The 20,667-nt window shown below is 35.7% G+C and carries 17 protein-coding genes; 12 read left to right on the forward strand and 5 right to left on the reverse strand.

Features of this window, described 5'->3' with window-relative positions; all coding sequences use genetic code 11:
• The first annotated feature begins 178 nt into the window (after positions 1 to 178).
• From thiM to M0051_RS17580, 6 genes are all read left to right on the forward strand, one after another.
• Positions 179 to 976 (forward strand): hydroxyethylthiazole kinase, encoded by a 798-nt coding sequence (gene thiM, locus M0051_RS17555; protein WP_306742849.1) that lies wholly within the window; start codon positions 179 to 181, stop codon positions 974 to 976.
• Positions 973 to 1,626 carry a thiamine phosphate synthase gene (thiE, locus tag M0051_RS17560; protein WP_306742850.1) on the forward strand — a complete coding sequence of 218 codons (654 nt, stop codon included), beginning with the start codon at positions 973 to 975 and terminating at the stop codon, positions 1,624 to 1,626. The genes thiM and thiE overlap by 4 nt, the downstream gene beginning before the upstream one ends.
• A complete protein-coding gene (gene tenA / locus M0051_RS17565) occupies positions 1,623 to 2,270 on the forward strand; it encodes a thiaminase II (RefSeq protein ID WP_306742851.1) in 648 nt (215 codons plus the stop codon). Before thiE ends, tenA begins: the two co-directional genes overlap by 4 nt.
• 12 nt (positions 2,271 to 2,282) lie before the next feature.
• The gene (gene thiD, locus M0051_RS17570; RefSeq protein ID WP_306742852.1) at positions 2,283 to 3,101 is read left to right on the forward strand and encodes a bifunctional hydroxymethylpyrimidine kinase/phosphomethylpyrimidine kinase; all 819 of its coding nucleotides are present in this window, start codon (positions 2,283 to 2,285) and stop codon (positions 3,099 to 3,101) included.
• Positions 3,089 to 3,730 carry a TenA family protein gene (locus M0051_RS17575; RefSeq protein ID WP_306742853.1) on the forward strand — a complete coding sequence of 214 codons (642 nt, stop codon included), beginning with the start codon at positions 3,089 to 3,091 and terminating at the stop codon, positions 3,728 to 3,730. The genes thiD and M0051_RS17575 overlap by 13 nt, the downstream gene beginning before the upstream one ends.
• A 112-nt stretch (positions 3,731 to 3,842) precedes the next feature.
• Positions 3,843 to 4,409 carry a cysteine hydrolase family protein gene (locus M0051_RS17580; RefSeq protein ID WP_306742854.1) on the forward strand — a complete coding sequence of 189 codons (567 nt, stop codon included), beginning with the start codon at positions 3,843 to 3,845 and terminating at the stop codon, positions 4,407 to 4,409.
• Positions 4,410 to 4,545: 136 nt separating this feature from the next.
• Here the strand turns inward: M0051_RS17580 and M0051_RS17585 are convergent, their stop codons facing one another.
• From M0051_RS17585 to M0051_RS17595, 3 genes are all read right to left on the reverse strand, one after another.
• A complete protein-coding gene (locus M0051_RS17585; RefSeq protein WP_306742856.1) occupies positions 4,546 to 5,310 on the reverse strand; it encodes a LytTR family DNA-binding domain-containing protein in 765 nt (254 codons plus the stop codon).
• Positions 5,300 to 7,090: a sensor histidine kinase gene (locus M0051_RS17590; protein WP_306742857.1), complete on the reverse strand. Its 1,791-nt coding sequence runs from the start codon at positions 7,088 to 7,090 to the stop codon at positions 5,300 to 5,302. The genes M0051_RS17585 and M0051_RS17590 overlap by 11 nt, the downstream gene beginning before the upstream one ends.
• Before the next feature lie 137 nt (positions 7,091 to 7,227).
• Positions 7,228 to 10,158, reverse strand: a complete 2,931-nt coding sequence (locus tag M0051_RS17595; protein WP_306742859.1) for an FAD-binding and (Fe-S)-binding domain-containing protein — start codon at positions 10,156 to 10,158, stop codon at positions 7,228 to 7,230.
• A gap of 219 nt (positions 10,159 to 10,377) precedes the next feature.
• On the opposite strand from M0051_RS17595, the gene pta reads away from it, so the two are divergent.
• From pta to M0051_RS17625, 6 genes are all read left to right on the forward strand, one after another.
• Positions 10,378 to 11,379, forward strand: a complete 1,002-nt coding sequence (gene pta / locus M0051_RS17600) for a phosphate acetyltransferase (RefSeq protein ID WP_306742860.1) — start codon at positions 10,378 to 10,380, stop codon at positions 11,377 to 11,379.
• A gap of 51 nt (positions 11,380 to 11,430) precedes the next feature.
• Positions 11,431 to 12,639, forward strand: coding sequence for an acetate/propionate family kinase (locus M0051_RS17605; RefSeq protein WP_306742861.1), 1,209 nt, complete (start codon positions 11,431 to 11,433; stop codon positions 12,637 to 12,639).
• A 316-nt stretch (positions 12,640 to 12,955) separates the two neighbouring features.
• Positions 12,956 to 15,997: a HAMP domain-containing sensor histidine kinase gene (locus tag M0051_RS17610; protein WP_306742862.1), complete on the forward strand. Its 3,042-nt coding sequence runs from the start codon at positions 12,956 to 12,958 to the stop codon at positions 15,995 to 15,997.
• 236 nt (positions 15,998 to 16,233) lie between these two features.
• Positions 16,234 to 17,139 carry a bifunctional enoyl-CoA hydratase/phosphate acetyltransferase gene (locus M0051_RS17615; RefSeq protein ID WP_110360079.1) on the forward strand — a complete coding sequence of 302 codons (906 nt, stop codon included), beginning with the start codon at positions 16,234 to 16,236 and terminating at the stop codon, positions 17,137 to 17,139.
• Positions 17,140 to 17,197: 58 nt separating this feature from the next.
• Positions 17,198 to 18,109 (forward strand): phosphate acyltransferase, encoded by a 912-nt coding sequence (locus M0051_RS17620; protein ID WP_306742864.1) that lies wholly within the window; start codon positions 17,198 to 17,200, stop codon positions 18,107 to 18,109.
• 192 nt (positions 18,110 to 18,301) lie between these two features.
• Positions 18,302 to 19,456, forward strand: coding sequence for a twitch domain-containing radical SAM protein (locus tag M0051_RS17625; RefSeq protein WP_306742865.1), 1,155 nt, complete (start codon positions 18,302 to 18,304; stop codon positions 19,454 to 19,456).
• Between the two features lie 121 nt (positions 19,457 to 19,577).
• Here M0051_RS17625 and M0051_RS17630 read toward each other — a convergent pair whose 3' ends face one another.
• Positions 19,578 to 19,994: an RDD family protein gene (locus M0051_RS17630; RefSeq protein WP_282015976.1), complete on the reverse strand. Its 417-nt coding sequence runs from the start codon at positions 19,992 to 19,994 to the stop codon at positions 19,578 to 19,580.
• Positions 19,995 to 20,025: 31 nt separating this feature from the next.
• Positions 20,026 to 20,613, reverse strand: coding sequence for a hypothetical protein (locus M0051_RS17635; RefSeq protein WP_306742867.1), 588 nt, complete (start codon positions 20,611 to 20,613; stop codon positions 20,026 to 20,028).
• Positions 20,614 to 20,667: the final 54 nt, after the last annotated feature.

Genomic DNA, 20,667 nt, shown 5'->3' on the forward strand with positions numbered 1-20,667 from the left:
TGTGTATAATAATCAAATTAAGAAAATTGATATCATAAAAAATGCTAACTTTAAGGAACTTCAATTTGCACAAACACTAACCAAGCATCCTCTATATTCGAAAGGTGGTTGAAGAACCAATTGAAGGATATGATAGCGGTGATTACGTAGCGATTTGTGCTGTAAAAAACTAGATGCTATGAACCCAAAAGTGATTATAGAAAACCTGGAAGCAATCAGGAAAAATTCTCCCTTAGTGCACAATGTTACCAATTATGTGGTGATGAATAATACCGCAAATGCACTTCTGGCCATTGGGGCATCGCCGGTTATGGCACATGCTCAGGAAGAGGTTAAGGACATGGTAGGAATTGCTTCGGCTTTGGTGTTAAACATGGGAACCCTATCAAAAGAATGGGTTGAATCGATGATTATTGCGGGCTTAAGGGCCAATGAAAGAAAAATTCCAATTGTCTTCGATCCCGTTGGTGCTGGTGCTACAGCCTATCGAAACGAAATCGCAACGAGAATTATTAACAATTGCAATCCAGAAATTATCAGAGGAAATGCATCTGAAATCATGGCTTTGGTGAACCAGGAAATGAAAACCAAGGGTGTTGATAGTGTTGTATCTACCAATTCGGCACTCGATTCAGCCAAATACTTAGCTCAATTGCACGAGTGTATTGTTGTAATTAGTGGAGAAGTAGACTATATCACAGATGGAAATCGAGTTGAAAATGTTGGCTTTGGAACTTCCATGATGGAAAAAGTAACAGGAATGGGATGTACGGCAACTGCTTTATTGGGAGCTTTTGCTGCTACCAACGATAATTTATTTGAAGCAGCCGTTAATGGAATGACTGTAATGGGAATTACTGGAGAATTAGCAAGCGCAAAAGCGAATGGACCTGGAAGTATGCAAATGCATTTCTTGGATTGTTTGTATAATCTAAGTCAAGTGGAAATTGAACAAGCATTTTGTGCGGTAGAATGATGAGAGCAGATTTAAGTTTATATCTGGTTACAGATAAAGAATTGGCAAATGGCAAAGCACTTGAAGATATTGTTGAAGAGGCAGTAAAAGGAGGTGTTAGCATGGTGCAAATCCGAGAAAAGGAGGCAAGTTCGAAAGATTTTTACCAGCTGGCTAGTAAAATCAAAAAAGTGCTTGAAAAATACAAAGTGCCTTTAATTATTAATGATCGATTAGATATTGCTTTGGCGGTGGATGCAGAAGGTTTGCACATTGGTCAGAGTGATTTGCCTTATAAAGTAGCACGTGAGATTTTAGGACCAAATAAGATTATTGGACTTTCGGTTGAGAATATTGAACAGGCAAAGCAGGCGAACCAATTGGATGTAGATTACATTGGTTTATCGCCGGTATTTTCTACTCAAACCAAGAATGATATTGCCAAGCCGTTGGAATTGGATGGTGTGAAGAAAATTATGAGTTTTTCAAAGCATGCGGCTGTGGCTATTGGCGGAATTAATTCGGCAAATACAGCAGATATTATTAAGGCAGGAGCAGATGGAATTGCAGTTGTTTCAGCAATTGTTTGTGCAGAAGATCCCTACAATGCATCAAAAGAACTGAAGGAAATCGTTAACAGGAGTTTATCACTTAAAGCAATTGATTCATGAAATGGTCTGAAGAAGCCTGGAGAAGAATTGAAGGAATTTATACACAAATACTAGAGCATCCTTTTATAATTGAACTGATGAGTGGTGAACTGGACAGAGAAAAATTCAAATTTTATTTGACTCAGGATTCCCTTTATCTGGCCGAGTTTGGCAAAGTGTTGGCAGGAATTGCCGTTAAACTGGAAGACTCAGAACAAAGGAAAGATTTTTTAAACTTTGCCAGTGATACCGTTGCCGTTGAGCAAGCATTGCATCAGTTTTATTTGAAAGATCAAAAACAAAATGGTAGTGTATCACCTTCTTGTTTGCTTTACACTTCTTTTATTCATAAGCAATTAGCTGCCGCTTCGGTTGAAGAAGCTGCAGCAGCTGTCTTACCTTGCTTTTGGATTTATAAAAAAGTGGGAGATTATATTCTGAAAAATCAGGATCAAAAAGACAATCCATACCAAAATTGGATAGATACCTATGGAGGTGAAGAGTTTGCTCAAGCGGTTAAAAAAGCCATAGAAATATGCGATCATTTGGCTGTAAATACTTCTATTGAGAAGAGAAAAAAAATGTGGAATGCCTTTGTAAAAGCATCTAAAATGGAGTGGATGTTTTGGGATAGTGCTTATAAAAGGGAAACATGGCCTGTATAAAATAGTAAATTAATGAAATACAATAAAGTTTTAAGCATCGCAGGAAGCGATTCTGGTGGTGGAGCAGGAATACAGGCTGATATTAAAGCCATTTCGGCATGCGGCTCCTATGCAGCTACAGCTATTACTGCAATAACAGTACAAAATACAGTGGGCGTAAGCAATGTGCATGCGATTCCCAATCAGATATTAGCAGAGCAAATAGATGCGGTTTTGAGTGATATTGGTGCTGATGCCATAAAAATTGGAATGTTGCATTCTTCGGAAACCATTCATGTTGTGGCCGATGCTCTGAAAAAATATCAAATTAAAAATGTGGTTCTTGATCCCGTAATGGTGGCAACCTCGGGTGATAAATTGTTGTTGGATGAGGCCATTACAACTTTAAGAGAGGTGTTGATACCAATGGTTAGGGTTATAACTCCTAATATTCCTGAAGCAGAAATTCTTCTGGGAAGACAAATCCCAACACAGGAAGATGTGTTTGAATGTGCTGCTGATTTAGCGAATCAATACAAGGTTTCGGTTTTGCTTAAGGCAGGACATTTGAATGAGAATGAGTTGATTGATGTGTTTTACGATTTTGAAGCACAGGAAAGTGTAGAGATGAAATCTCTTCGCATGACAACAAAAAATACTCATGGCACTGGGTGTACCATGTCATCGGCATTTGCTGCTTTCCTTTCACAAGGATACGATCTTCAGGAATCTGCTAAAAAGGCCAAAAAGTACATCAATAATGCAATAATTGCCGGATCAGATTACAAAATTGGAGAAGGGCATGGACCTGTAAATCACTTTTACCATCTTATGGAGACATGCGAGTATTAGGAACATTTACAGAGGACCTTTGGGAAGTTGCTTTCCCAGTATATCAACAATTAATTTCCTGTCGCTTTGTAAGTGAGCTGGCGTCAGGAACTTTAAGTAAGGAGAGTTTCTCGCATTATCTGACTCAGGATATTTTGTATTTGAAAAAGGACGCCGAAGCACTTGGAATGGTAGCTGAGAGAAGTAAAAATGATGCGGACAGAGATTTCTTTAAAAACTTGGAAAAGGATGGTTTAGAGGTTGAGTTTGTGTTAAGAAATGAATATCTAAGGCATTTTAATTTGCAAGAGGTAGGAATTCAATCCAAGGCTTTCGCAGATTATTCCAATTTCTTGGTGACTCATGCGCAGAACTCACCTCTGGAAGTAGCTTATGCAGCATTATTGCCTTGTTTTTGGATTTATGGTGCTGTCGCTGATACCATTATTCAAAAGAATGTTAGCAATAATCCTTACCAGAAATTTATCGATACCTATGCTGGTGATGAATACCAATATTACACTCAAAAATTTATCGAAATAGTTGAGAGCAATTCTGTTGAATCAGAACATAAAGAGCAAGTAAAAGAAGCATTTGTTGAAGCCTGTAAACATGAATTAGCTGTTTTCGAAGAATCTTATACCATTTAAGTTTCAAAGTGAGCTTTAAGCGAAACTGTGAAATATTAAATCGAAATGCCGATATTTAAATTAGTTAATTAATAATCGGTATTACGATATTTAGCTTAAATATATCTAGAACATGAATATAGACCATAAAACAGCATTGCTATTAATCGATCTTCAAAATGGATTTGAAGATATTGAGTATTGGGGTGGAGGTAGAAACAATCCGGATGCAGAGCTAAAAGCCTCAAAAATTCTAAAAGCCTGGCGCGATAAAGGCTTGCCTTTATATCATGTTCAGCACTGTTCTACTACTAAGGGCTCACCTTTGGAATCCAATATGCCTGGCAACGAGTTCATGGAATTGACAAAACCAATTGAGAATGAACCTATCATTCAGAAGAATGTAAACTCTGCCTTTATTGGAACTGATTTGAAAAAGCAACTCGATGAAAAAGGGATCACAAAATTGGTGATTGTTGGATTAACCACTGATCATTGTATTTCTACCACAAGCAGAATGGCGGGGAACTTTGGCTTCGAAACCTATTTAATCGAAGATGCGCTTGCCACCTTCGATAAAATAGGAGTGAATGGAGAAAAATATCCTGCTCAGCTGATTCATGATACGGCATTGGCCAGTTTGCATGAGGAGTTTGCAATGGTAATTACAATGTCAGACTTATTGGAGCAGGAAAAATAGTTAGCACTTATCTTTCCAAACACTATGGAATACCCTTTCCAAACAGTTTGGAATTGCTTTTCCTTACATTTTGGAACTATGGTTCCAAGATGTTTGGAATTAGAATTCCATGTGTGTTTTAGATAAGGTGAGTAAATTAGAAAATCATTAAACTCTTAATTTTATCGTGATAATTCTTTCCACTTGTGATTTTGGTTTGCCTTTCATCATTAAGTTGAAGAATGTAACGTCCTCCCAGGTATCTTTTTATTTCTTTTATATACATGGTATTTACGATACAGGATCTATGAACACGTAAAAAGTTTTCATCTAACTTTTGTTCAAGGTAGTTTAAGCTATGATCAATAATGAATTCTTTTCCTTCATTATTATTTATGCTGACGTATTTATCTTCAGCTTTAAAATGAGTGATGTCTTCTATGGCGACAAAGGCTACTCGATCTCCTAGCTTTACAGGTATTGAGCTCAACTCTTTTTTTGTAATTGTACTGAACTGTTTTGCAAGAATTTCTTCCAGTTTACTTAAATTATTTTCTCTTTCGATGAGCTCTAATTTTTCAATGGTTTTTTCCAAACGTTCTTTTTTTATAGGCTTTAAAAGGTAGTCGATGCTTGCAGTTTCGAAAGCCAAAAGAGCATATTCATCGTGTGCAGTACAAAAAATCACAAGAGGTTGATGATGCAGTTCCTTTAGTATGTCAAAACCTGATTTTTCTGGCATTTGAATGTCTAAGAAAATTAAATCAGGTTTCAAATGGTTAATCATTTCAATTGCCTGCTTGCCATTGTCTGCCTCTCCAATAATTTCAACTCTGTCATTATGCGGAGCTAATAAGTTGATCAAACGTAGTCTTGCCAGTTGTTCGTCATCAATTACGATTGATTTGTATTTAGTTTTCATGCGGTAAAGGTTTTTGTGAAAGTGGCAGGCTTATGCAAATGTATTTGTTGGGCTGGTTCTGCCATGTGATTCTTGCTGATTTTTCATAAATAATATCTAATTTCTCATACAGACTTCTTAGGCCATAACCAGAAATTGGAGTGTCAGGGAAATCCGGACCATTATCATGAACTTTAATCGTCAATTCATCAGCTTTCTTTTTGATTTCCAGTTTAATTTTACCTGCATCCTGAATTTTCGAAATTCCATGTTTTATGGAGTTCTCAATAAGTGGTTGTATTAAAAAGCGTGGAACCAAACTGGTTTCAATTTCTTCATCTATATCAATTTGAAAATCTAATTTTTCACCAAAGCGAACTTTTTCTATTTGTAAATAAGTTCTAGTAATTTCAACCTCCTTTTTTATTTCAATCATATCCTGATTGTTGTGGTTTATTGCATATCTGAAAAAATCAGATAGTTCAAGAGCCATATCTTCGGTTTTTTCTGGGCTGATATGGGCAAGTGTTGCAATCGAGTTTAATGAATTGTATAAGAAATGCGGGTTAATTCTTGAATGTAATGATTGAAGTTCAGCCTTGGTTTTTAATAGCTTCAATTTTGACAACTCCATATCTCGAAGTCTGATTTCTTGTATGTTTTGAAAATTGGTAAAGTTAAAAATCAGCCTAAAGCAAACTATCATGATTACAATTGTCAATTGCTCAAAACTCAATTCCCAATTCCAATAAGCTTTATACGATAAACTTAAAGGCAAAATATAAGAATATCCAATAAAGAAGAAATAGGTAAAAACGAATGTTGTCACCGATTGTTTGATGAGCTTGGTTGAGATCTTTTGAACTTTGAATCTTTTCTCGATTAGATAAATGAATAACAATTCAAAAAATAACAATACTTGCGTTAGCAAAACGATTTTTAGAATATCTGGCCAGACAATGAATTTATATTCAGTAAATCGTTGTGAAAGCAGATAAAAGAAAAGTATACAATTGATGATCAGAAAGCCTTGTTTTACAAACTCTTTCCAATTTTTTGATTCGGTTTTAATCAAATGGAATTTTAGCAGTAAGAGCAGAGAAACAAATCCTAGTATAATTGCGATTGCCTCACTGGTAAATCGAATTCTATCTCCAAACCGATAATAATAATATTCAATAAACGAACCATTAAAATTGGATTTAAACTGACTGTAAAAATCTTTTGAATATAGTTTTTGTATCAAAAATTGATCTGCTTCGGTAAATTTAGTTTTGATGGGATCATCTTCATGAAAAATACTTTGCGCAATGCCTGTATCTCCAGTTGGATTTTGCTGCTTTGCAGTTAAACTACTAATCAAATAATATTCTAAATATGGTTTTCGTACAGTTTGTTCCATATCATCAAATGAGAATTGATGCTCTTGAGATATGATGGTTCCATACTTTTTTAGACCATAAAAATTATGAATTTCTCTAGCTCCAGTTCCACTTCTAATCCATAATGTAATATTAGGTAGTGAATCATTGAGTTCAATGTTTACAGTATTGATAAGAGGCTTTACTTTTCCGATCAATTGTTGAATACAAACAGAATCTTGTTTGTTAAAACCTCCTTTAAGATGAATGCGAATATCTTTTTCGAATCGATAAGCTTTGGCATTAGGTGGTAAAATTTTATCACGAATAAAGTTCCAGTATGTATGTTCCATATTTGGGTGGATTTTATTTGATTGCCCAAATAGTAAAACTGGAGATAAGTTGCTTATTAAGAATATAGCTACTAATATTTGTCTCATAGTTTATTGTTTTAAAGATTTCAAGAGTAAAGAAACCTTTAGAAGCATAAAACTACAAGATAAATCGGATAAAGTATGTTAATATTCCGATAAACAGATTATTTCTTGTTGTTAAATCGTAACAGGTAAATAAGTACTTATTTTTTTAAAGCCTCCCACAAAATCTCAACCGGATGCTGTGCTTCACGTTCAGTCTCATCTTTAATCTGATGACGACAGGAAGTACCTGAAGCTGCAATCAAAACAGATTGTGGTGTTTTTCGAACTTCTGGTAATAGAATTAACTCGCCTACCTTTTTGCTCAAATCGTAATGCTCTTTTTCATAACCAAAAGAGCCAGCCATACCACAGCAACCTGATTTGATTTCCACTGCTGTGTAGTTTACAGGAAAACTCAAAATCTCTTTAATTGGAAGTGAAGAAGCCAATGATTTTTGATAACAATGAGCATGAAATTTTATCTCTTTTGCTTCTGTGGTAAATTGATTTGGACTAATGTTTCCTTTCTGCATTTCATTGTGCAGAAATTCTTCAATCATGAAAACATTGCTTGCCAATTGCTTGGCTGATTCACGCATATTTTCAGGAACCAAATCGATATATTCATCTCTGAATGTAAGAATCGCTGATGGTTCTATCCCAATTAGAGGATTTTCTTCGCTAATGATATCTTGCAAGAGGTTTACATTTTTAATGGCAAGGAATTTGGCTTTTTTTACCAATCCTTTAGAAAGATAAGTTCTCCCACTTTCTGCATGTTTAGGTATAATTATATCATATCCAAGTTTTTGAAGTAACTCAATGGTTTTGATTCCAATGGGTGTATCATTGTAATCGGTAAATTCATCGGCAAACAGATAAACCTTTCTTTTTGATTCAATATTGCCATTATTGGAATGCCATTTTTTGAGTGTTGTATGATGCAGCTTCGGGATGCTTCTCTCTTCTGCAAATCCCAAATTTCGTTTTACCAACTTTCCGATTATTGGATGCTGATTCACAAAATTGAAAAGAGAAGGAGCATAGCTACCCAATTTGTTTATCCTGCTGATATTTGCAATGAGTTTGCTTCTTAAGGGAACAGGATTCGAATCGTAATATTGTTGCAAAAATTCGGCTTTCAGTTTGGCCATGTCAACATTCGAAGGACATTCCGATTTACAAGCTTTGCACGAAAGACACAAATCTAAAATGTCGTACAATTCTTTATGATCGAATGGATTCTTCTGTTCAGAATTGCTAATGAATTCTCTAAAAAGGTTTGCCCTGGCTCGGGTGCTTAGCTTTTCATCTAAACTGGCCTGGTAACTTGGACATAAAGTTTTCCCCGTTAAATGAGTGTTTCTGCAATCTCCAGAACCATTACAGCGCTCTGTTGCACGAACAATTCCCATATCAGACGAGAAATCAAAATAGGTGTTTATTTCTTTGGTTTCCTGATTGGGTTCATAACGCAAATGCGTATTCATTTTTGGCGTATCTACAATCTTTCCAGGATTGAAAATATGATTAGGGTCCCAGGTATTTTTGATATCTCGAAGGAGTTTATAATTCTTTTCACCAATCATTACGGGAATAAACTCTCCTCGTAAACGTCCATCGCCATGTTCTCCACTTAAGGATCCTTTGTATTTCTTCACAAGTTTGGCAGAATCCAGGCCAATGGCATGGAACTTTTCCTGATGGCCTTGATCTTTTAGGTTTAATACCGGTCGCAAGTGAATTTCTCCACTACCAATATGAGCATGAAATACACAATTGATATCGTGTTTTTTCATTAACTCCTTAAATTCTGCAATGTAATCATACAAAACCTCTGGCATTACCGATGTGTCCTCAATCAAGGAAACCGGTTTGGCATCACCTGGCATATTGGAAAGTACTCCCAATGCAGATTTTCGCAAATCCCAAACTCTTGAAATGTTTTCGACTCCTGTAACCATGGGAAAATGATATCCTAACGAGCTGGATTTGAATTCATCTTCCATTTTATTGGCAATCTTTTCGATTTCAGCTGTTGTTTCTCGTGCGAATTCTATAATCAATAAAGCTCCGGGATTTCCTTTTAGGAAAAACCTGTTTTTTGCCTGTAGAATGTTTCCTTCTGTAAGTTTAAGGATTTGATCATCCATAAGTTCTACCGCACCAGGTTTGTATTTTAGGGCAATAAGATTACCTTGAATCGCTTCTTCAAGACTTTCGAAGTGGGCACATATTAAAGCTTTTTCTTTTGGAGGAGCTGGAACGAGGTTCAACTTTATTTCAGTCGTAAAAGCCAAAGTTCCTTCAGAACCAGCCAGCAGTTTACTAAAATTAAATTGGTCACCACCCTTTGTATACAAATTAGACTCAAGCAAAAGGTCAATTGCATAACCAGTGTTACGCCTTTTAATATTTATATCGGGATATTCTTGTCGAATACCTTTCTGATTTTCCTGATTGGAAAGGATGGAGTGTATATTATTATATAGTTTCGACTCTAAATTGGAGCCTGCACACTTTTGCTCAAATTCATTTTTGTTTAGATCTCCAAATACAGCTTTGCTTCCATCACTTAATATGGCACTTACCTCCAGAGTATGGTCTCTAGTACTTCCATATATAATAGAGTGGGAGCCGCAAGAGTTGTTTCCAAGCATACCGCCCATCATGCATCGCCCCGAGGTAGAAGTTTCCGGACCAAAAAACAAATTGTAATCTTTTAAATACAGATTCAGTTCATCCAAAATGACCCCTGGTTGAACTTTTACCCACTTTTCTTCGGTATTTAGCTCTAATATTTTCGTAAGATGTTTTGATATATCTACCACAATTCCATTCCCAACAACTTGCCCGGCCAGGGATGTTCCGGCTGCTCTGGGGATTAATGATAATGATTCCTGATTGGCAAATTGAACCAATGTTTTGATATCCTGTTCATTTTTCGGATAAACAACTGCCAAAGGCATTACTTTATATGCAGATGCATCTGTAGCATATAAAATACGTGTTGTATTATCGGTAAAAACTTCTCCTGAAATTTGTTTTTGTAATTGGATAAATCGATTCGAATAATTATCGGTGTTCATAGTAAATAAGCCAGTTTTAAGCAATTCTAGTGCCTGTGTGATTCTCAAAAATTGAAGTTACATTTTTATTTTTGAACCGCGTCTTATCAAGAATGATTATTTATTAAAAAAATGAAGCCAAAACTGACAAAAATTATGAATTTAGAAATCTACAGTTTACTTTTTATTCCTAAATTTGCAATGTCGAGATTACAAAACTGATTAATATATTGATCTACAATGGACTTATTGCAAAAGATTAAAGAAAACGCCAAACTACACAACAAGAGAATTGTTCTTCCGGAAGGAACAGAGGAGAGAACTTTGCAAGCAACAGATATCTTATTGGAGGAAGGTATCGCACAAATTATTTTGATTGGTGCTCCTGAAGAAATCAAAGGAGAAGCTGATCGTTTGGGATTGAAAAACATCGATAAGGCAATTATCGTTGATCCTAAAAGTCATGACAAAATGGAAGCTTATGCTGAAATTTTGGTTGAATTAAGAAAGAAAAAGGGGATGACCATGGAACAAGCTATGGAATTGGTTCAAGATCCTCTTTATTTGGCTACTTTAATGATAAAGGCTGGTGATGCTGATGGAGAAGTTGCAGGTGCATTAAATGCAACAGGTGATGTATTGCGTCCAGCATTCCAGATTGTGAAAACTATGCCAGGTATTTCGGTTGTTTCTGGTGCTTTCATTATGATTTTGAAAGACAAAAACTATGGAGATGATGGTATGATGGTATTTGCTGACTGTGCGGTTCATCCAAACCCAACAGCTAGCGAATTGGCTGAGATTGCAGTTGCAACAGCTAAAACTACAAAAGCAATTGCTGAAATGGAACCTCGTGTTGCAATGTTGAGCTTCTCAACTATGGGATCAGCAAAACACGAAATGGTTGATAAAGTTGCAGAAGCAACTCGATTGGCTAAGGAAATGGCTCCGGAATTCCAAATTGATGGTGAAATGCAAGCTGATGCTGCAATTGTTGAAGCTATCGGTGTCAAAAAAGCTCCAGGTAGTAAAGTTGCAGGTAAAGCAAATGTATTGGTATTCCCAACTTTGGAAGTAGGAAACATCGGATACAAATTGGTACAACGTTTAGCAGGTGCTGAAGCAGTTGGTCCTGTTCTTCAAGGTATGGCAGCTCCAATTAATGACCTATCAAGAGGTTGTTCGGTAAGCGATATCGTAAATCTTGTTGCGATTACTGCAAACCAGGCAGCAGGAATGTAAATGAATATTAAGTAGTAAAATCCAAACTTAACAAATAAACAAAAAAATCTAATGAACGTTTTAGTTTTTAATTGCGGTAGTTCTTCTTTGAAATATCAATTGCTTCACATGGGTGATGAGGCTACTTTGTTAGCTAAAGGTCTAGTTGAAAGAATTGGTCTAAAAGAAGGAGTATTAACTCACAAGCCAGAAGGAAAAGACAAATTTGAGTTGGTACAGGATATTCCAAATCACAGTGTAGGTATTGATTTGGTGTTGAAGGCGTTGGTAAGTCCAGAGCATGGTGTAATTTCTGATTTGAAAGAAATTAACGCTGCGGGTCACCGTGTTGCTCATGGTGGTGAGTTCTTTAAAGACAGTGCATTAATTGACGAAAAAGCTAAAGAAAACATAGCAGCTTGTTGTGAATTGGCTCCACTTCACAACCCAGCTAACCTTGAAGGAATTCTTTCAATGGAAAAATTACTTCCAGGTTTGCCACAGGTTGCAGTATTCGATACATCATTCCATCAAACTCTTCCTGCTGAAGCATTTATGTATGGATTGCCATACGAATGCTACGACAAGTACAGAGTTCGTAAGTATGGTTTCCACGGGACAAGTCACAAGTATGTTGCAAGCAAAGCTTGTGATATCTTAGGATGGAATATTGAAGACAAGAAGATTGTTAGTTGTCACTTAGGTAACGGTGCTTCTGTATGTGCAATTGATGGTGGTAAATCAGTTGAAACTTCAATGGGATTTACTCCAAATGAAGGTCTATTGATGGGTACTCGTACAGGTAACCTTGATTTGGGTGCACTACTTTATATCGCAGAGAAGAAAAATCTTTCTATCGAAGAAACGAATAAGTTAATTAACAAACAGTCTGGTTTGGCTGGTGTTTCTGGAATTTCATCAGATATGAGAGACCTTGAAATTGCTGCTGAAGGTGGAAATGAAAGAGCTCAATTGGCATTGGATATGTTTGCATATCGTGTGAAGAGATTCGTAGGATCATACTCAGCTTCTATGGGAGGTGTTGATTTGGTTCTTTTCACTGGTGGTATTGGAGAAAACGATTCAGTATCTCGTGAGAAAATCATTAAAGATTTTGGATACCTAGGACTTGAATTCGATGCTGAAACAAACAAAGGCTTAAGAGGTAAGGATGCTATAATTTCTAAAGAAGGATCGAAAGTAACAGCAATGGTTGTAACTACTAACGAAGAGTTGGTAATTGCTTCCGATACTCAGAGAATCTTGAATGGATTAAAATAATATATCCTTAAGATAAAATTTTAAAAGTCTGGTGAATAGCCAGGCTTTTTTTATGCTTACTCATCAAAAGTTTAATAATTGTTTTGCATAGAGCAACTTCTTATATTAAATCATATACTATCAATCCTATTTAGAATTCAATAGAATATTTTGAAATATACGCTTCGTGATTAAAGACAATAATATACATATGAAGTTTGTATTTAATTTGATGGATAGTCGATTTTGACGTATTTTGTTGTAACAAATTAAAAGAATTATCGTTTAGAGCAATGACAGCTCGCTGAATCAGTGAGGATTCCTTAAAAATGACTATATGGCCAAGCTGCTACCTTATTGTAAAATTTCTATTACAGCATTACTGATGATTGTGTTTTGTGAGGTTTATGCTCAGAGAACCAATTTTCGATTCCACGAATACAATAAGCAGAACAAATTAAATGAAGAACTTGTTAAACATACAGTTCATGATTCACTTGGGATCTATTACTTTGCTACAGATGCTGGCGTATATTCTTTAATCAATGATAATTTCCATTTATACAAAGTACCAGAAGGTAAATCACATTATTTTAAAGAGTTATTTAGGTTGCAAAGTGGCAACTTATTGGCTTTATCTGATGATGCAATTTACAAGATTACACCTTCTTTTGCATCCAACGATTTGGAATTGGTACTTGAATGTAACTTGGATCCTGTATCTCCAAAATATCCTAAGCATGTTTTTGAAGACAAGAAGCAACAGGTATGGATTTCGGATTACAATCATTTGTATCGATTAAACAATGGTACGGTTGAGAAGTATCAAATGGATGAAAAAAATTTAACGAGCTCTTATGCAAGGTCTTTTCAGTTTTTGGAGTGTGATAATGGCAATCTTATCGTAGTTTCTCAAAAAGGATGGTTTTACAATTTTAACCAGAAAAGCAATTCATTTGATCAATCAGCATATCAACCTGGTTATTTGGTTCATTCTTCCTTTAAGATTGACTCCAATGAATTTTTATTGGGCACTTCATTAGGAATTATAAAAATCGTTTTTGATTTTACCGGAAGGGTAGTTCACACAGAAACCATATCGAAGGATATAATTGCTTCTTGTTTTGAACAGGTTAATGAAAGTAAAGTAATTGCAGGAACGTGGTTTCAGGGATTGGTTGAAATTGAATTGAATGATGAACACAAGTTTTATCCGGTTGGAGGATTTCCATATTTCACTGTAAATGACTTGCATAAAGATGATTTTGGTAAGTTGTGGGTGTCAACAAATTCAGGGGTAATTGTTATGGAGAAGAAGTTCTTTACTTCTCAGTTTTTGACTGCCAACTCAGAATATGTGGCTAGCATAAGAAAATCACCTGATGGCAAAATAATTTGTGCTGGTAGAAACCAGTTGTTTGAAATTTCTGATAAACAACAGATTAATGTGCTGGATATAGATTTTGAAGGATCTTTGAATGTATTTCAGCAATTTGAGGAATATACTTTAATAGGAACCGAACAAGGACAACTCTTATTGTATCTAAGAAATGAATTGCTGAAAACCATACAAATTAGTACCCAAAGTATATCGGAAATAGAATTTGAAAATGCCGATATTGTTTGGGTTGTAGCAGATAAGGAGTTGTTTCAAGTAAATTTGACTGAAGGTACAATTAAAAGCTATTTCAAAGATTTTAACGAAAGAAGAATCGTACAGGATGTATCAATGGATCAAAATCATACATTGTTCGTTGGAGGAGAAAATAAAGATTCATATTTGTACCAATACAACCGGAATAAAGATATGTTTGAAAATATTAGTATTGATATTCCCGTTATTGATAACATAGATTTTTGGATACGTGATATGTGGTGGGTAAATGATACCTTATACATTGGCAGTTCTACAGGATTATTTAAATATTTTGAGTCTAATATTAAACAAGTTAATCTTGGTGATTACAGCAATAGAGAAATAAATGCTGTTGTGGTTGATCAATTTAATGCCTTGTGGCTTACTACCAGCCATGGAATACTTCGAAAACATAAAGATGAATTCTCGTTATTTACTCCAGATCAAGGATTGCCATCAAAAACTTTTACCGTTGGTAATCTGTTAATCGACGATAAGGGTTTTCTTTGGGTTGGAACATCAAACGGTTTGGCTTTTGCAAATATTACTGATACTATTCCCAATACGCCAAAACCAATTGTACATATTGCTAAAGAAGAATCTTGGTTTATTCAGCCGAATAGTTCTCTTGAAGTAACTGCAGGCTCAATGTTACTATTGGATGTAACAGCCATTATCTATCCTCAAAAACAAAATCAGTTTCAATATTGTGTGATGAGGGAAGATATTAAAATAAAGGATTGGAAACCTCTCTCCGATAAGAATCAGGTAATTGTGTCAGATTTAGAACCTGGTAATTATGAAATTAGTATTCGTTGTAAGCATGAAGGAAACTATTCCTGGAGTGAGAGTAGGATTATTCCTTTGCGTGTCAATCAGGTTTGGTACTTACGTTGGTACACTCTTTTCTCCGAGTTGATACTAATTCTATTGGTTGTATATTTATCAAGTCAATACAGTAAGCGAAGAGCGCAGCAACATATGATAGAGTTGGAGAAAATTGTTTCCGAACGTACTGTTCAGCTTCAAAATGCCAATGAGAATTTATTATTGGCTAATAAGGCAAAAGACAGGTTCTTGTCAATTATAGCCCATGATTTAAGAAATCCATTTAATGCCATTCGTGGATTTTCCAGAATGCTGATACGCGATACAGATATGTTATCGGAAGAGGAGAAAAAGGAGCTTACCGAGATGATATACAAAAGTTCCGATGATACCTTTAAACTTTTGGAAAGTTTATTGGAATGGGCAAATGTTCAGAAAGGAAATTTCAAACTCAATAGAATAGAGTTCGATTTGGCTGAGGTATTACGAACAAACATCGAGCTTCATAAGAGTCAGGCTTCGCTAAAGGATATTCATGTAGAGGGAGATTTTACCAGCTTGCAAGTAAATGCTGACAAGTCAATGGTTGATACTGTTATCAGAAACCTAATGTCGAATGCAATTAAGTTCTCTCACGCAAACCAAACCATTTTACTTAGAGCGATTAAGAAAGAAAATTTTGCCATCGTTCAGGTGAAGGATGAAGGTGTCGGAATGACAGAAACGCAAGTTAAAAACCTGTTTAAAATTGATACCGTGGTTACCAGTGAAGGAACTGCAAACGAAACAGGAACTGGTTTTGGTCTGATGTTGAGTAAAGAGTTCGTTGAATTGAACGGCGGACAAATTCGAGTAAGCAGTGTTAAAGGAAAAGGTACATCCTTCTATTTTTCTATTCCGCTTAAGAAAGACTAATCAGTTATCAGTTGCACTTATTTTGAACTTTTTTAATTGATCACTGCTTACTGTTCATTGTTTACTGATTTCTGTTATTAAAATGTCACATTGTTAGAATAATTCTAATATTTGTAATTAATCGTAAGTTTTATTTGTAGTATTAGATGTGATTCGTAATTATTTCATATTTTTGCCTTACAACTAAATCAAGCGGGAATTAATTCCTAAAAACAACACTAAAACACATAAAGAAGATGATTACACGTTTGGAGCAAATCATTGACGTTCTGAAAAGTAACGAGAAAAAGCGTTTGGTAGCTGCTTATGCTAACGATGCACATACCATTGAAGCTGTTAACAATGCTGTAGAAAAAGGGATTGTTGATGCTACATTGGTAGGTGATGAGGAAACCATCAAGAAGACTTGTGCAGAGCACAATATTGATGTTACTAAATTCACTGTAGTACATGAGCCAGTTGAAATAAAAGCTGCTCAAAAAGCAGTTGAGTTGATTCGCAATGGCGAAGGCGATATGATTATGAAAGGATTGGTAAGTACTGATAAGTACATGAAAGCAATCTTGAACAAAGAAACTGGGTTAATGCCTCCAAAAGCTGTTTTGAGTCACGTTACAGTAATGGAGAATCCAAACTACCACAAGCTATTGGTATGTAGTGATGTTGCTGTTATTCCTCAGCCAGATCTAAACCAAAAAGTTGCATTAACAAACTACGTTATCAATGTAGCAAGAGCTTTAGGTATCGATACTCCAAAAGTTGCATTGGTTGCTGCCTCAGAGCAAGTTTTACCAAAAATGGAAGCTTGTGTTGATGCAACTATTATCTCAAAAATGGCTGATCGTGGTCAGATTAAAAATGCTTACGTTGATGGACCTTTGGCAATTGATGTTGCTATCGATAAGGAATCAGTGGAGATTAAGAAACTTGAATCAAAAGTTGCTGGTGATGCTGACTGTTTGGTATTCCCAAATATCGAATCGGGTAATGTTTTCTACAAAACAAATACCAAATTGGCTAAAGCTGAACTTGGTGCATTTGTAGTTGGCGCAAAATGTCCAGCTATTCTTTCATCTCGTGGTGATAGTGTTCTTACAAAATTATATTCGATTGCTTTAGCAGCTTTAGTTGCTTCAAAATAATATATTTCATTTAGAGACGCACGGGCGTGCGTCTCTAAATATTTAAACTAAAAAATATATGTCCCCAATTCGTTCCCTTGACCAAATGGTCGATCATCTTCGCGAAAGCGGAAAAAAGAAAAAGATTGCTGTTGCTTATGCCCAAGATCCTAATACAATTGGAGCTATTGCAAAAGCCATTAACGAAGGTTTTGTAGAAGCTGTAATGATTGGTGATGAGAAGGAAATTCGTTCAAAGGCTGAAGCGGAAGGAATCAATCCTGAAATTTTTACCATTGTTCACATTCCTAACGATGTTGAGGCCACAACAGAGGCTGTACGTATGGCTCGAGAAGATGAGGCGGATGTTGTAATGAAAGGTTTGGTAGGAACAGATAAATTCCTTAAAGCAGTTTTAAACAAAGAAAAGGGCTTGTTGCCTCCAAAGGCAGTAATGAGCTATGTTTGTGCTCTTGATTTACCAAAGTATGACAAGCTTCTATTTGTATCAGATACTGCAGTTTTGCCTTATCCTGATTTGAATCAGAAGGTTGCCATGGTGAACTATTCGGTTAAGATGGCGAAGAAGTTCGGAATTGAAAAACCTAAGGTTGCTTTGATTTCAGCTACTGAAAAACCAAACCCTGCTTTCCAGGGATCAGTGGATGATTCAATTATCTGTAAAATGGCTGATCGTGGTCAGATTAAAGATTGTATTGTAGACGGACCATTGGATGTTTTCCTGGCTTGTGATCCAGCATCAGTGGAAATTAAAGGGATCCCAACACCAATTAACGGGGAAGCAGATTGTTTGATTTTCCCTTCTTTGGAAGCATGTAATTCATTCTACAAAGGATTGATGTTGTTTGGCGGTGGAGAACTTGGTGGATTAATTCAAGGAACAAGCAAACCTGTTGTAGTAATGTCGAGAAGCGAGAGCGAAAAATCGAAATTCTACTGTATTGCATTATCTGTTTTAATGGCAGACTAAGACAATTGATAATTATCAATTTACAATGAATAATATATAAGAGATGCGTTTTATAATGTGTCTCTTTTTTTAATTTAACCACAAAGTTAAAGCTTTAAATTAAGCTGTTATATCGAACTCAGGTTAATTACGTATATCATACCAAATCCTAAACAATCATAATAATCAGCGTCTAATTTATATCTTTGCAAAATGTCGAAACAAACACCATACTGCTTAATGCCCTGGATCCACTATCATGTGGGAAATGCAGGAAAAGTAAAGGCCTGTTGTGTGGCCAATATCCCTTATGGAGATTGCAATACGCAAAGCTTTAACGATATCTGGAATGGAGATGAAATTAACGCGATTCGTGAGAAGTTCATAAAAGGAGAAGCGGATAACAGATGCGGTGTTTGTCAAAGATTGGAAGCAACAGGAGGGATGAGCATCCGACAAGAAACTCATGAGAAATTCGGGGATCTGTTTGAAAAAGAATATCCTCAATTACCAATTTACTTCGACATTCGTTTTTCTAATGCCTGCAATTTTGCTTGCCGTACCTGTTGGCATGGAGCCAGCTCTGCATGGTTTCCAGAAGGCAAACAATTAAAGCGAAACCTGGGAGAAGTCGCTATACTACAAAATATTACTGATTTCGATAAGTTTATTGCTGAAACCGGAGAAGCTTTGCTGCAAGCCAAAGAAATTTACTTTGCGGGAGGTGAGCCTTTGGTTACCAAGGAGCATTATCAATTGCTCGACTGGTTGGTAAAGAACAAGGCCACACAAATAAAATTGCGATACAATACCAATTTTTCAGTTTTAAAGTTTGGTGAATATGATGTACTCGAATATTGGAAACACTTTCCTGAGGTGGAAATTCTTGCAAGCATAGATGCACATGGAAAATTAGGGGAATACATTCGAAAAGGTTTCAATTGGCAGCAGTTTCAAGAGAATAGAGAAGCAATTCGATCTTTAAAACACATTCGTTTTGTAATTGCTCCAACCATTTCAGTTTTATCCATTAAGAATTTACCAGTATTGTATCGTACATGCCTAATGGAACAAATTATTGAACCCGATGGACTTTACATTAACATGCTGGATAGACCACTGTACTACAACACCAAAGTAATGCCTGAAGACTTGAAACAAGCTGTTGTTGTAGAATATCAGAAGTTTTACAGCTGGGCAGAAAAAAAACAAATTCCAGAATCGGTAATTAGCCAACTAAAAGAGTGTGAGGCATACATGCTAAGCGAAGACCTTTCCAAACATTGGCCACAGTTCTTAAAGGAAACCAAATTGTTGGATGAGATGAGGGGAGAGAGTCTCCTACAATTTCAAATTGCGAATGAATAATATATAACCCCAGTGGGAGAGTTTTAGTAATTGTTCCACTAGGGGTGAATTTAAATATGGCTTTCATGGATCAAAACTGTTGATGTACAAAGTCTAAAACTAAAGAAAAGTGCAGTGTTCTTTAGTTATCATCAGTTTCTGGATCGGAATAAATCACTACTGATCCGACCAGATGATCATGAATGGCTTTTCTCTTTTCGTTACCTGCTACTGTAAGCAAGGATATCCAACCAAGTATTGCTTTTACAATAAATCTGATTAAAGCGAAAGGGAATAGAATATTCTTATCCTTGTTCTTTTCTTTTTTAACTCGAATGCCAAGCATAAAGTGCCCAATTGTTCCACCAAATAGGCTTGTGAAAATTGGATCGTATAAGCCAAAGATGAAGACAAATGCAATCAATCTCGCATTATCAGGTACATTCTCGAATTTGGCGAACAAATAACTTGCAGTAAACATGAATATAATGATAACAATAGAATCACAGATTACAGCTTTAATTCTATCTGGTATTCCTGGATAGTGTTTTTCTGTCATAGTCTTAAATTAATGAATGGATTTGATGACTTTATTTTTCTTTATATATCTTCAAACTTTCCTCTTCTACCTTTTTCCATAGAGCTTGATTATCAGGATCAGCCCAGGCTTTCTTAACGGCTTCCACATATTCTGGATGTTTTCTGTGTCTGATTTCCAAAATGCTTTCTTTAGGAGTGATGGTGAAAAGAAGTCCGAAAACTCCAATAAGGATAATTCGTTTTAAAATATCAACGTAGAATTTGTCTTTGCCTATTGAATATTTAATTATAGAAACTATGGCAGCAATTAATAGTCCTAATATACCTGTAAGCAAATTTATGTCTGCCATTGGATACAATTGCAATTTGAAAAGCATTCCTATAAGGCTTAATGATAAAAACATCCCAGTAAGAACTGTTCCAAACATTCGTAATTTACTAATATTCAGGTAAGCTTCTTTCTTTAATATTCTCGAGAAAGGAATTTTGTTGAATAAAGCAAAACTTAAATACATGTACAAAAGTGCTAAAATGGTAAAGCTCAATACAGATATAGCTCCACCAAAAGGCACATGATTCATGCTAAGTATTATAGAGGTAAAGGCAATTACAGCAAGTGTTTTTTCGGTTTTTTTCATGTAAGTTTTATGTTTTGGTAAACTTGCTTAGCATCTCCAGGATGCTTCGCAAGT

The organism is Marinifilum sp. D714, from assembly GCF_030851345.1.
Lineage (GTDB): Bacteria > Bacteroidota > Bacteroidia > Bacteroidales > Marinifilaceae > Marinifilum.

What these genes read in the sequence shown, in the direction of transcription:
- thiM (WP_306742849.1), top strand. Translation starts at nt 179, where the DNA reads ATGAACCCAAAAGTGATTATAGAAAACCTGGAAGCAATCAGGAAAAAT.
- thiE (WP_306742850.1), top strand. Translation starts at nt 973, where the DNA reads ATGATGAGAGCAGATTTAAGTTTATATCTGGTTACAGATAAAGAATTG.
- tenA (WP_306742851.1), top strand. Translation starts at nt 1,623, where the DNA reads ATGAAATGGTCTGAAGAAGCCTGGAGAAGAATTGAAGGAATTTATACA.
- thiD (WP_306742852.1), top strand. Translation starts at nt 2,283, where the DNA reads ATGAAATACAATAAAGTTTTAAGCATCGCAGGAAGCGATTCTGGTGGT.
- M0051_RS17575 (WP_306742853.1), top strand. Translation starts at nt 3,089, where the DNA reads ATGCGAGTATTAGGAACATTTACAGAGGACCTTTGGGAAGTTGCTTTC.
- M0051_RS17580 (WP_306742854.1), top strand. Translation starts at nt 3,843, where the DNA reads ATGAATATAGACCATAAAACAGCATTGCTATTAATCGATCTTCAAAAT.
- M0051_RS17585 (WP_306742856.1), bottom strand. Translation starts at nt 5,310, where the DNA reads ATGAAAACTAAATACAAATCAATCGTAATTGATGACGAACAACTGGCA.
- M0051_RS17590 (WP_306742857.1), bottom strand. Translation starts at nt 7,090, where the DNA reads ATGAGACAAATATTAGTAGCTATATTCTTAATAAGCAACTTATCTCCA.
- M0051_RS17595 (WP_306742859.1), bottom strand. Translation starts at nt 10,158, where the DNA reads ATGAACACCGATAATTATTCGAATCGATTTATCCAATTACAAAAACAA.
- pta (WP_306742860.1), top strand. Translation starts at nt 10,378, where the DNA reads ATGGACTTATTGCAAAAGATTAAAGAAAACGCCAAACTACACAACAAG.
- M0051_RS17605 (WP_306742861.1), top strand. Translation starts at nt 11,431, where the DNA reads ATGAACGTTTTAGTTTTTAATTGCGGTAGTTCTTCTTTGAAATATCAA.
- M0051_RS17610 (WP_306742862.1), top strand. Translation starts at nt 12,956, where the DNA reads ATGGCCAAGCTGCTACCTTATTGTAAAATTTCTATTACAGCATTACTG.
- M0051_RS17615 (WP_110360079.1), top strand. Translation starts at nt 16,234, where the DNA reads ATGATTACACGTTTGGAGCAAATCATTGACGTTCTGAAAAGTAACGAG.
- M0051_RS17620 (WP_306742864.1), top strand. Translation starts at nt 17,198, where the DNA reads ATGTCCCCAATTCGTTCCCTTGACCAAATGGTCGATCATCTTCGCGAA.
- M0051_RS17625 (WP_306742865.1), top strand. Translation starts at nt 18,302, where the DNA reads ATGTCGAAACAAACACCATACTGCTTAATGCCCTGGATCCACTATCAT.
- M0051_RS17630 (WP_282015976.1), bottom strand. Translation starts at nt 19,994, where the DNA reads ATGACAGAAAAACACTATCCAGGAATACCAGATAGAATTAAAGCTGTA.
- M0051_RS17635 (WP_306742867.1), bottom strand. Translation starts at nt 20,613, where the DNA reads ATGAAAAAAACCGAAAAAACACTTGCTGTAATTGCCTTTACCTCTATA.